General features: G+C 68.9%; 9 protein-coding genes. 5 read left to right on the plus strand and 4 right to left on the minus strand.

The features are described from left to right. Nucleotides 1-173: 173 nt before the first annotated feature. Nucleotides 174-1,028, plus strand: a complete 855-nt coding sequence (locus M0P34_RS09315; RefSeq protein WP_291498641.1) for a TonB-dependent receptor — start codon at nt 174-176, stop codon at nt 1,026-1,028. Nucleotides 1,029-1,088: 60 nt separating this feature from the next. On the opposite strand, the gene M0P34_RS09320 is transcribed toward M0P34_RS09315, so the two are convergent. Next, nucleotides 1,089-2,087 (minus strand): WYL domain-containing protein, encoded by a 999-nt coding sequence (locus M0P34_RS09320; protein ID WP_291498642.1) that lies wholly within the window; start codon nt 2,085-2,087, stop codon nt 1,089-1,091. A gap of 159 nt (nt 2,088-2,246) precedes the next feature. Between M0P34_RS09320 and M0P34_RS09325 the strand changes: the two genes are divergently transcribed. Next, nucleotides 2,247-2,648 carry an HIRAN domain-containing protein gene (locus M0P34_RS09325; protein WP_291498643.1) on the plus strand — a complete coding sequence of 134 codons (402 nt, stop codon included), beginning with the start codon at nt 2,247-2,249 and terminating at the stop codon, nt 2,646-2,648. 142 nt (nt 2,649-2,790) lie between these two features. Here the strand turns inward: M0P34_RS09325 and glmS are convergent, their stop codons facing one another. The 3 genes from glmS to M0P34_RS09340 all read right to left on the minus strand — a co-directional run bounded on the left by glmS (nt 2,791) and on the right by M0P34_RS09340 (nt 6,530). Continuing rightward, on the minus strand, nt 2,791-4,614 hold the full coding sequence (glmS, locus tag M0P34_RS09330) for a glutamine--fructose-6-phosphate transaminase (isomerizing) (RefSeq protein WP_291498644.1): 1,824 nt from the start codon (nt 4,612-4,614) through the stop codon (nt 2,791-2,793). 70 nt (nt 4,615-4,684) lie between these two features. Continuing rightward, a complete protein-coding gene (locus M0P34_RS09335) occupies nt 4,685-5,296 on the minus strand; it encodes an XTP/dITP diphosphatase (RefSeq protein ID WP_291498645.1) in 612 nt (203 codons plus the stop codon). Nucleotides 5,297-5,357: 61 nt separating this feature from the next. Next, a complete protein-coding gene (locus M0P34_RS09340) occupies nt 5,358-6,530 on the minus strand; it encodes an ATP-binding protein (RefSeq protein ID WP_291498646.1) in 1,173 nt (390 codons plus the stop codon). Nucleotides 6,531-6,665: 135 nt separating this feature from the next. On the opposite strand from M0P34_RS09340, the gene rimO reads away from it, so the two are divergent. From rimO to sppA, 3 genes are all read left to right on the plus strand, one after another. After that, nucleotides 6,666-7,967 carry a 30S ribosomal protein S12 methylthiotransferase RimO gene (gene rimO, locus M0P34_RS09345; protein WP_291498647.1) on the plus strand — a complete coding sequence of 434 codons (1,302 nt, stop codon included), beginning with the start codon at nt 6,666-6,668 and terminating at the stop codon, nt 7,965-7,967. Nucleotides 7,968-8,153: 186 nt separating this feature from the next. Next, the gene (locus tag M0P34_RS09350; RefSeq protein WP_291498648.1) at nt 8,154-9,899 is read left to right on the plus strand and encodes a 30S ribosomal protein S1; all 1,746 of its coding nucleotides are present in this window, start codon (nt 8,154-8,156) and stop codon (nt 9,897-9,899) included. Next, nucleotides 9,883-10,782, plus strand: coding sequence for a signal peptide peptidase SppA (gene sppA, locus M0P34_RS09355; protein ID WP_291498649.1), 900 nt, complete (start codon nt 9,883-9,885; stop codon nt 10,780-10,782). Before M0P34_RS09350 ends, sppA begins: the two co-directional genes overlap by 17 nt. Nucleotides 10,783-10,872: the final 90 nt, after the last annotated feature.

The raw sequence follows: 10,872 nt of genomic DNA on the forward strand, positions 1-10,872 counted from the left end.
ACCTGAAGGGCGCCCTGGGCGACGCCATCAACCTGTTCATGGCCGCGGCGGCGTTCAATCTCAAGAAATGGATGCGGGCCTTGAGGCATCTTGGCGCTCTTTTCGTCCTTTGGCTCTCTTCCGATTCAAGGAACCAACACGGGATGTCCGTTGCTTGCGTCGGAAGAAATGGCTTGTTCAAACTCGACTACATCGACATGCACGCCGACCAGACCTACGACTCGACCCTGTTCGGCGTCACCCACGCGCGGTACAGCGCCGGGAGCAACGGCGCGGAGCTGCTGCCCAGGGTTTCCGTGGCCTACGACCTGACCGCCAACGTCATGCCCTACGCCACCGTCTCACGGGGCTACCTCGCCGGAGGCTTCGACCACACCTCGCCCACCTCGGCGAAGACCCTCCGCTACGACCCGGAATACACCCTGAACTACGAGATCGGCGCCAAGACGACGTGGCTGGACAACAGGCTGTCCTTCAACGTGGCCCTGTTCCACATCGACATGGACGACAAGCAGGTGGCCGAGGCCGTCCCCGCCACGGGCACCGTCTACATCTCCAACGCGGCCAAGGCCCACTCCCGGGGCATCGAGGTGGAAGTCCGGGCCCGCCCGCACCAGGGCTGGGAGCTCTTCGGCAGCTTCGGCTACACCGACACCGAGGTCGACTCCTGGAGCGGCGTGAACGCCGCCGGACCCTACGACTATTCCGGCAACGAGCTGACCTACGCCCCCGAATACACCTACACCGTGGGCGCGCAGTACACGCACGACACCGGCTTCTTCGGCCGGATGGAGATTCTGGGCACGGGCCCGCTGTACCACGACGCCGCCAACACCCTGCGCGAGGACGGCTACGAGCTGGTCAACGCCCGCGTGGGCTATGCCGACGAGACCTACGAGGTCACCCTGTGGTGCAAGAACGCCTTCGACACGTCGTACAACACCGTGCGCTACGCCATCGCCGGCGTCCCCGCCGGGTTCGACGGCGCGTCCCGGCAGTTCGGCCTGACCCTGACCTACAAGTTCTGATTCCCCGCTGCGGGCGGCGCCGAGCGGCGCCGCCCGCCCCGAAGCCCGGCCAGGGCACGCTCACCCATAAGCCCTGCCCAGCGCCCGGACCTCCCCGGCCACCCTGGCGACCAGCTCCCCGGGAGCCAGGGCCTTCGCCCCGGAACCGAAACTCAGCACCCAGGAGACCACCTCGGGCATGCTCCGGGCGGTGAACTCCAGCAGCACGTTTCCGTTCTTGTACCGGGTTATCTTCTGGTCCTCGCTCCAGATGCGTTCCGCAACGTACGCCGCCACGTCCTTGTGGAATTTCACCTTGCCCCGGAACGGCTCCCCCTCCATCAGCCCGAACAGCTCCGCCCTCTCGCCGACCCGGGGCTCCATGCCGAAGGCCCTGGACTGGGCACGGACGCCGTGCAGCCGATGCACGGCGAGCATGATCGACCGCAAGGGCCGGGCAGCTCCCTCGTCCGCCACCCGCCACCCGGTCACATACAGGGCCTCGCGATACGCCACGAGCCGTTGCGGGGCAAAGGCGTAGGTCCTTGGCTGCGGGTTGTTCGGAGCGTGGTAGGTGACCTCGCAGACCCCCTTGCCCCGGATGGCCGCGATGAGCGCGGCGAGGTGCTCCTGGTGCGGGGTGTAGTCGATCCGGCCCTTGAACCCGGCGACGGCCACGGGCGCGAACGCCTGGTCCCGCTCGCCCTGGTCGGCGAGCAGCGTCGCCGCCTTGGCGATGGCGTGCCTGGCCTGCTCGCGAATCCCTTCGGGCAGAAGGTGCAGGACCATCCCCCGGCAAAGCTCCAGCTGCTGGATGTCCTCGGCGCTGAGGGCCGCCCTTGGCGTCACCTTGGGCCCCGGCATCCAGTACACCCGCGTGCCTTTTTCCAGACGGCTCTCCACCTCGCCGCCAAAGCTGCGCCCGATCTGTTCGACCAGCCGCATGACGGTCTGCTTGGAGCAGCGCAACTCCCGCGACAGCTGCGGCAAGGTGTAGCTCCTGCCCGTGAACAGGAGCAGGCAATACAGGCCAAGAACCTTCTGCGACGGAGAGCTGTACGGATCGGCTTTGGCGGGCATGGGGCGGCCTTTCCAGCAGGTTGATTTTATTAGTGCATTTTTATCTGCATGTATTCCGGAATATGGAATGCCTGTCAACTACGCTGCCGCCTGCGACGACAACGGCATACGGCGCCGCGCCAGGCCGGACACCGGCATGGCCGCAGGCAAGGGGGACACATGAACACGTCAAGACGCCGCTTCCTCAGGGCGATACCGGCCCTGGCCCTGCTCCTCGGGGGCGCTCCCGTACGGGCGGCAGCCAGGGAAACAGTCATCAACCGCTTCTCCGTGGCGGGCTTCCAATACTACCAGGGCCGGGAGGTGCTGCCCTCGCTGCGGCCCGGCGAAACGCTGCGCCTGGTCGCGGAGCCCGGGAACCCGCACGACGGCTTCGCCGTGGAAATATACAGGGGGGAATCCAAGCTGGGCTACGTTCCCAGGAGCGACAACAGACACATCTCCCGGCTGCTGCGCGACGGCGTCCGCCTGACCTGCAGGGTGGAGGACACCGGCACGGGGGAGTCGCCCTGGAACGCCCTCAGGGTCAACGTCTCCCTCCCGGGGGGCAACCCGCCATGACGGGGGGCGGCCCCCGCGTGGACTGGACGCGGCGGCCACCCGGCCACCGCACGCCCCACGCAAGAGGCCCCCGGCAGCGCTGCTGCCGGGGGCCTCTTTGACATGATACAGGCCACAAACGCGCCCGCGCCTCAACCGCGCCCTATTCCACGGTCACGCTCTTGGCCAGGTTGCGCGGCTGGTCCACGTCCTTGCCCAGGTAGTCGGCCATTTCGTAGGCGAACAGTTGCAGGCAGGGCAGGGCCAGGAAGGCGTTGAGCGGGCCCCAGACCTCGGGGATGATCCAGGGGTCGTCCACGGCCAGGTCCAGGCCCGGGTGGGTCAGGGCCACGATGCGCCCGTCGCGCGCCTGGACCTCCTCCAGGTTGGACTTCACCTTGGGGAACAGCGGGTCGCGCAGGGCCAGGGCGAAGGTCGGGAAATCCGGTTCGATGAGCGCGATGGGCCCGTGCTTCATCTCGCCCGAGGCATAGCCCTCGGCGTGGATGTAGGAAATCTCCTTGAGCTTCAGGGCGCCCTCAAGGGCCAGGGGGTAGCTGCGGCCGCGCCCCAGGTACATGAAGCTGCGCACGCTGGCATACTTGCGCGCCAGTTCGCAGGCCCGCTCGCGCATGCGCGGCAGCTCGGCCTCGATGACCTGGGGCAGCCCGTGCACGCCCGCGAGGGCCCGCTCGGAGACCTCGGCGGGCAGCACGCCCCTGGCCGCGCCCCAGTACAGGGCCAGCAGGTAGAGCACCGTAAGCTGGCTGCACATGGCCTTGGTCGAGGCCACGCTGATTTCCGGCCCGGCCTGGGTGTAGACCACGCGCTCGGCCTCGCGCGAGACCGTGGAGCCCACCACGTTGCACAGCCCGAGCACCCGCGCGCCCAGCTCGCGCGCCCGGCGCATGCCCGCCAGGGTGTCGGCCGTCTCGCCCGACTGGCTGACCGCCAGGACCACATCGTCGGCGTCCAGCAGCAGGTCGCGGTAGCGGAATTCCGAGGCGATCTCCACGCGCACGGGGATGCGCGCCCAGGACTCGATGAGCCCCGCGCCCCACAGCCCCGCGTGATACGAGGTGCCGCAGGCCACGATGGTCAGCCGCCGGGGCGGCTCCAGGCCGTCCAACTCGGGCAGGCGCACGCGCCCGGCGCGCAGGTCCACCCGCCCGGCCAGGCAGTCGGCAACGACCCGGGGCTGCTCGAATATCTCCTTGAGCATGAAATGCTTGTAGCCGCCCTTCTGGGCCGACTGCACGTCCCAGGTGATGTGGTGCAGGGGCTTGTCCACGGGCTCCAGGGTGGCGGCGTCGAACACCTGCCAGGAGTTGGCGTCCAGGCGCACCAGCTCGCCGTCCTCCAGGAAGGCCACCTCGCGGGTATAGGGCAGAAAGGCCGGGATGTCCGAGGCCACGAAGTTCTCGCCCACGCCCTGGCCGAAGACCAGCGGGCTGGACTTGCGCGCGGCGTAGACCACCCCCGGCTCCTCGGGGCTGACCAGCGCCACGGCGTAGGCGCCCTCCACCCGGGCGAAGGCCCAGGACATGGCCCGCAGGATGCTCCCGGTCTGCTTCAACCCCTCGGAGATGAGGTTCGCCAGCACCTCGGTGTCCGTTTCCGAGGCGAAGGTGTAGCCCAGCGCCGAAAGCTCGTTCTTGCGTTCCTGATAGTTCTCGATGATGCCGTTGTGGATCAGGGCCAGACGGCCGGAATTGTCCTGGTGCGGGTGGGCGTTGCGCTCTACGGGCACACCGTGGGTGGCCCAGCGGGTATGCCCGATGCCCGAGGTGGCCATGGTCACGTCGCGACCGTTGATCTTCTTTTCCAGTTCGCCGAGCTTGCCCTCGGCGCGCAGCAGGCGCAGGGCGCCAGCCTCGACGTAGGCCACGCCCGCGGAGTCGTAGCCGCGATATTCCAGGCGGCGCAGCCCCTCGATGAGCAGGGGCACGGCGGGCCTGTGGCCCGCGTAGCCGATGATTCCACACATGGTGCCGACCTCTCGGGTGCGGTTGGGGGTTCAGGTCCGCGAAAGCCCTGCCATAGCGCAAGACCCGGGGCTACTCAAGGCCCGCCCCGGCCAGGAAGCCCCCCCAGCCGGCCAGCAGGGCGCGCAGGGCGCGGCCCCGGTGGCTCACGGCGTTCTTCTCCTCGCGGGCCATCTCGGCCGCGCGCCGCCCGGAGGCCAGGTCGATGAACAGCGGATCGTAGCCGAAGCCGCCCTCGCCCGCCGGGGCGCCAGCCACGCGGCCCTCCCAGGCGCCGTGGGCCGACAGCTCGCGGCCCTGCGGCGTGCGCGCCAGCATCACGCAACGGAACCGGCAGGTCCGGTCCGCCTCGGGCACACCCGCCAGGGCCGCCAGGAGCTTGGCGTTGTTGGCCGCGTCGGTGGCGCCGGGGCCCGCGTAGCGCGCGGAATGGACCCCCGGCGCGCCGCCCAGGGCGTCCACCTCCAGCCCCGAGTCGTCGGCCACGGCCACAAGCCCCGTGGCCTCGGCCACGGCCCGGGCCTTTTTGCGCGCGTTCTCCTCGAAGGTGTCGCCGTCCTCGACCACCTCGTCCACCTCGGGGAAGGCCTCCAGGCCGACCACCTCCACGCCGTGGAGGGCGAGCATGGCGCCCAGCTCGGCGATCTTGCCCTTGTTCCTCGTTGCCAAAACGATCCTGCCCACGGGGCCTCCTTGCTCCTGGGGTGAACACTGCGCGGCGCCGCGCGGCGCCGAAGGGGGAGTTCTACGCGGGGCGGACGCTCTCGTCCAGGGTGCCGTGGTCCACGGCCAGGGCCGGCGGCAGCAGCAGGGTGACCACCGTGCCCAGCCCGACCTTGCTTTCCAGCTCCACGCTGCCCCCGGCCTCCTCGACGATCTTGCGGATCATGGCCAGGCCCAGGCCGGAGCCGGTATCCTTGGTGCTGAAGAAGGGGTTGAAGATCTTGTCCCTGATCTCCTCGGGGATGCCCGCGCCCTCGTCGCGCACCTGGACCAGGACCATCGCCCCGCTCATGGCCGTGCGCACGGAAATGACGCCGCCGCGCCCGTCCATGGCCTCCATGGAGTTCTTGAGCAGGTTGACCAGGCACTGCTTGAGCAGCTCGGCCACGCCCTTGGCCCGGGCCAGGTCGGGGGCCAGGTCCGTGACCAGGCGGATGCCCTCGGGCTCGCAGCCGATGCTCATGAGCCGCACGGTCTCGGCGACCACGAGGTTCACGTCCACGGCCTCGGCCGCCCCGGCGCGCGCGTCCGAGGGGCGGGCGTAGTTGAGGATGCTGCGCAGGATGGCGTCCAGCCGCCGCGACTCCTCCATGATGATGGAAACCTTCTCGCGGACCTCGGCGGCCAGGTCGTCGCGGCGCAGCAGCGCCTGGGCGAAGCCGCCGATGGCGAACAGGGGGTTGCGGATCTCGTGGGCGATGTAGGTGGACAGCTCGCCGATGGCGGCCATTTTCTGGGCCTGTTGCAGGCGCTGCTCGGTGAAGGTGCGCGCGGTGATGTCGCGGCGCATCTCCACCACATGGGTGGTCCGCCCGCTTTCGTCGTTCAGGGGATAGGTGTAGACGCGCACGAACTGCACGCGCCCGTCGGGGCCGACCTGCGAATGCACGGCCTCGGCCTTGCGCCCGGTGGCCAGGGTTTCCTGGTAGGGGCAGCTCCCGCGCGGCCTGCGGCAGAAGTCGCCGCCCTCCAGGGCGCTGCAATGCAGGCCGACGATATCCCCCTTGCTCCGCCCCAGGCGCGCGTACATGGTCCGGTTCACGTCCACCACGCGCCCGTCGCGGTCCAGAAGCAGGATGTCCTCCTCCAGGCCGTCCACCACGGCGGCCAGGAAGGCGTTCATGTCCACCGGCCGGCCCGGGGCGCAGTCCAGCGGACGGCCCGGGGCGGGCCCCGGGGTCGGGCCCTCGGTCATGGCTCCCCCCGCCCCGCGCCTGCGGGGCTTTTGTCCATTGGATACTCCCCTTGCCCTGCGCATTCAAGTACTATACGCCCAGACCTGCCGCCGGGCCGCGCCCGGCCACCCCGACCAAGCACGAGGAACCTCCCCATGCAGCGCATCACGGTCCATTCCCTCAGCCTGGGCTGCCCCAAGAACCGCGTGGACACCGAGGGCCTGCTGGCCTGCCTCGGCCCCGGGCTCACGCCCTGCGACGACCCCGCCGCGGCCGACGTGGTGCTGGTCAACACCTGCGGCTTCATCGCCCCGGCGGTGGAGGAGTCGGTAAACGCCATCCTCGACCTGGCCCAGGCCATCGAGGCCGCCGAGCCCCGGCCGCTGCTGGCGGTGGTGGGCTGCCTTGTGGGCCGCTACGGCGACGAGCTGGCCCGCGAGATCCCCGAGGTCGACCTCTGGCTGCCCACGCGCGAGCTGCACCGCTGGCCGGAGCGCATCGCCGCCGCCCTGGGCCGCGAGCTGCCCGCGCCGCCCCCCCCGGGCCGCGTGCTCTCCACCGGCCCGGCCTACGCCTATCTCAAGGTGGCCGAAGGCTGCGACCACCGCTGCTCCTTCTGCACCATCCCGGGCATCCGCGGCCCCCTGGTCAGCCGCCCGGTGCAGGCCATCCGCGACGAGGCCCGGGCCCTGCTGGCCTCGGGTGTGCGCGAGCTGGTGCTCGTGGCCCAGGACCTCACGGCCTGGGGCCGCGACCTGGGCGAGCCCCGGGGGCTGTCCGCCGTGCTCGAAGCCCTCCTGCCCCTGCCCGGGCTGGACTGGCTGCGGCCCATGTACCTCTATCCCGGCGGGCTGACCCCCGAGCTGCTGGACTTCATGCGCCAGGCCGGGCCGCCGCTTGTGCCTTATTTCGACATCCCCCTGCAACACGCCCACCCCGACATCCTCAAGAGCATGGGCCGCCCCTTCGCCAACGACCCGCGCCGGGTCGTGGAGCGCGTGCGCGAGCGCTTCCCCGAGGCGGCCCTGCGCACCAGCCTCATCGTGGGCTACCCCGGGGAAACCGAGGCCCACTTCCAGGCGCTCATGGACTTCGCGGCCCAGGCGCGCTTCCACCACCTGGGCGTGTTCGGCTACTGCGACGAGGAGGGCACCCGTGCCCACGGCCTGCCCGCCAAGGTGCCCGAAGCCGTGGTGGCCCGACGCCGCGCCGCGCTCATGGAGCAGCAGGCGCGCATCAGCGCCGACATCCTGGCCGGATACGAGGACACCGCGCAGCGGGTGCTGGTGGAGCGGGCCCACGACGAGTGGCCGGGGCTGCATGTGGGGCGCTGCTGGTTCCAGGCGCCCGAGGCCGACGGGGTGACCTACATAAGCGGCGAGGGCGTGGCCCCCGGAGCACTGGTGGAGGCGACCATCCACGAGGCCCAGACCTACGACCTGGTGGCCCTGGCCTGAGGACGCACCGCCCCGCCCCGGAACCCGCGCCCGGGGCCCGCGCATCCCCTGCGGACGCATGGGGGATTCGCGCCCGGTAACGCCGCAAACCCGCGTGAAATCCCGCTTGAGCAAAAAATCAGGACTTGCATAGCGGGCTCCGGTCTGGTAGGTGGGGCGGACTATCGTTGTGGAGGTTTTTGTAGTATGGTTGAAACTGTTGAGGAAACCCCTATGTCCATGGACGACATCTGTTTCGAGAAGGCTCTCGAAGACTACCTTCCCATCGCCGACTGCGGCGAACTGGGCGAGGGCAGCATCGTCCAGGGTGAAGTCGTCCGCATTGGCGACACCCATGTCCTGGTGGACGTGAACTTCAAGTCCGAAGGCCAGATCCCCGTTGACGAATTCCGCGATGCCGAAGGCAACATCGGCGTGAAGGTCGGCGAGAAGGTCGACGTGTACGTCGTGCGCAAGAACGAGGCCGATGGCACCATCGTGCTCTCGCGCGAGCGCGCCAAGCGGATGAAGCTGTTCGACGACATCGAGAAGATCCAGGAAGGCGACGACGTCATCAAGGGTCGTATCGTGCGCCGCATCAAGGGCGGCTACACCGTGGACCTGGGCGGCGTCGAGGCGTTCCTGCCCGGCTCCCATGTGGACCTGCGCCCCGTGCCCGACATGGACGCCCTGGTCGACCAGGAATACGAGTTCCGCATCCTGAAGATAAACCGCCGCCGGTCCAACGTCATCGTCTCGCGCCGCGTGCTGCTCGAGGAAGACCGGGCCAAGAAGCGTTCGGAACTGCTCTCCACCCTGGAGGAAAGCCAGACCGTCACCGGCAAGGTCAAGAACATCACCGAGTACGGCGTGTTCGTGGACCTGGGCGGCCTGGACGGCCTGCTGCACATCACCGACATGTCCTGGAAGCGCATCAAGCATCCCAAGGAGATGGTGCAGCTCGGCGACGAACTCCAGCTCAAGGTCCTGAACTTCGACAAGGACAGCCAGAAGGTCTCCCTGGGCCTCAAGCAGCTCGTGCCCGACCCCTGGCAGGACATCGAGAAGAAATACCCCGAAGGCAGCAAGTTCAGCGGCAAGATCACCAATCTTGTGGACTACGGCGCCTTCGTCGAACTGGAAGAGGGCGTCGAGGGCCTGGTCCACATCTCCGAGATGTCCTGGACCCGCAAGCTGCGCCACCCCTCGCAGATGGTTTCCACCGGCGAAGAGGTCGAGGTCATCATCCTCGGCGTGGACCCGGACAAGAAGCGCATCTCCCTGGGCATGAAGCAGGTCAATCCCAACCCGTGGGATCTCGTCGCCGAGAAGTACCCCGAGGGCACCATCCTCGAGGGCACCATCAAGAACATCACCGAGTTCGGCATGTTCATCGGCATCGAGGACGGCATCGACGGCCTGATCCACGTCTCGGACATCTCCTGGACCAAGAAGATCCGCCACCCCAACGAGGTCTTCAAGACCGGGGACACCGTCCAGGCCAAGGTGCTCACCGTCGACAAGGACGCCGAGAAGTTCACCCTGGGCATCAAGCAGCTCTCCGAAGACCCGTGGCTCCAGGTTCCCGCGCGCTACCCCGTGGGCACCACGGTCAACGGCGTGGTGACCAACATCACCGACTTCGGCCTGTTCGTTGAGGTCGAGGAGGGCATCGAGGGCCTGGTCCACGTCTCCGAGATCTCGCGCAAGAAGATCAAGAGCCCCTCGGAGCTGTTCAAGGAAGGCGCCGAGATCCAGGCCAAGGTCATCCACGTCAGCGCCGACGAGCGCCGCCTGGGCCTGTCCATCAAGCAGATGAAGACCGACGAGGACCGCAAGCCCTCCTCCAAGGAGTTCCGCCCGGCCGCCTCCTCCGGCGAGGCCGCGGGAACCAACCTGGGTGACCTGCTGCGGGCCAACCTGAACGCGCAACACAGTGACGACGAAGAGTAGTTTCAGCCAAAGGCACCCCCTGCTCTTCGGCCTTATGCTCATCATGGCGGCCATGTCCCTCCTCGCGGGGGGCGTGGCCGCCTTTCGCTACGCCCAGGGCGGCGGAGGCGACGCCCTGGACGAATCCGGCGACAAGCTGGCCGTGGTGCGCATCGAGGGCATCATCGACGACTCCGAGGACGCCACCGGCTGGATCAACACCCTGCGCGGCGACGACTCCGTGCTGGGCGTCCTGGTCCGCGTGAACTGCCCCGGCGGGGCCGTGGCGCCCTCGCAGGAGATATTCTCCGCCCTGCGCAGGCTGGCCGAGGCCAAGCCCGTGGTGGCCTCCATGGCCTCGGTGGCCGCCTCGGGCGGCTACTACGTCAGCGCCCCGGCAGACCTCATCGTGGCCAACCCCTCCACCCTGACCGGCTCCATCGGCGTGATCATGGAACTGGCCAACCTGGAAGGGCTCTTCGACAAGCTGGGCATCAAACGCCAGGCCCTGACCAGCGGCAAGCTCAAGGACGCGGGCTCGCCCTTCCGGGCCATGACCAGCGACGACCGCGCCTACCTGAACGCCCTGCTCACCGACATCCACGAACAGTTCCTGGCCGACGTGGCCAGCGCCCGGGGCATGGAGATCGAGGCCCTGCGGCCCATCGCCGACGGCCGCGCCCTCACCGGCAACCAGGCCCTGGAGGCAGGACTGGTGGACCGCCTGGGCGGCTACGACGACGCCCTGGAGGAACTGCGCGCCATGTGCAACGCCCCGGCGGACATCCCCGTGGTCGAGCAGCCCGAGGAACCCCGGCCCCTGCTCCAGCGCATCCTGGGCGAGCTGCACCTGACCATCCACTCCGACCTGACCCCCGAAGCCCTGGACCTGCGCCTGCGCTAAGCGGGCGCATACAAGGGCGGGGGAAAGCCGGGCGGGGGAGGGGGAAACCCCCTTTTCTTGAGGAGAAAAGGGGGTTTCCCCCTCCCCCGC

Source organism: Desulfocurvus sp. (assembly GCF_023230885.1).
Taxonomy (GTDB): Bacteria; Desulfobacterota; Desulfovibrionia; order Desulfovibrionales; family Desulfovibrionaceae; genus Desulfocurvus.

Coding starts and splice junctions, on each gene's coding strand:
- M0P34_RS09350 (WP_291498648.1), top strand. CDS start 8,154: ATGGTTGAAACTGTTGAGGAAACCCCTATGTCCATGGACGACATCTGT.
- rimO (WP_291498647.1), top strand. CDS start 6,666: ATGCAGCGCATCACGGTCCATTCCCTCAGCCTGGGCTGCCCCAAGAAC.
- M0P34_RS09325 (WP_291498643.1), top strand. CDS start 2,247: ATGAACACGTCAAGACGCCGCTTCCTCAGGGCGATACCGGCCCTGGCC.
- glmS (WP_291498644.1), bottom strand. CDS start 4,614: ATGTGTGGAATCATCGGCTACGCGGGCCACAGGCCCGCCGTGCCCCTG.
- M0P34_RS09340 (WP_291498646.1), bottom strand. CDS start 6,530: ATGACCGAGGGCCCGACCCCGGGGCCCGCCCCGGGCCGTCCGCTGGAC.
- M0P34_RS09320 (WP_291498642.1), bottom strand. CDS start 2,087: ATGCCCGCCAAAGCCGATCCGTACAGCTCTCCGTCGCAGAAGGTTCTT.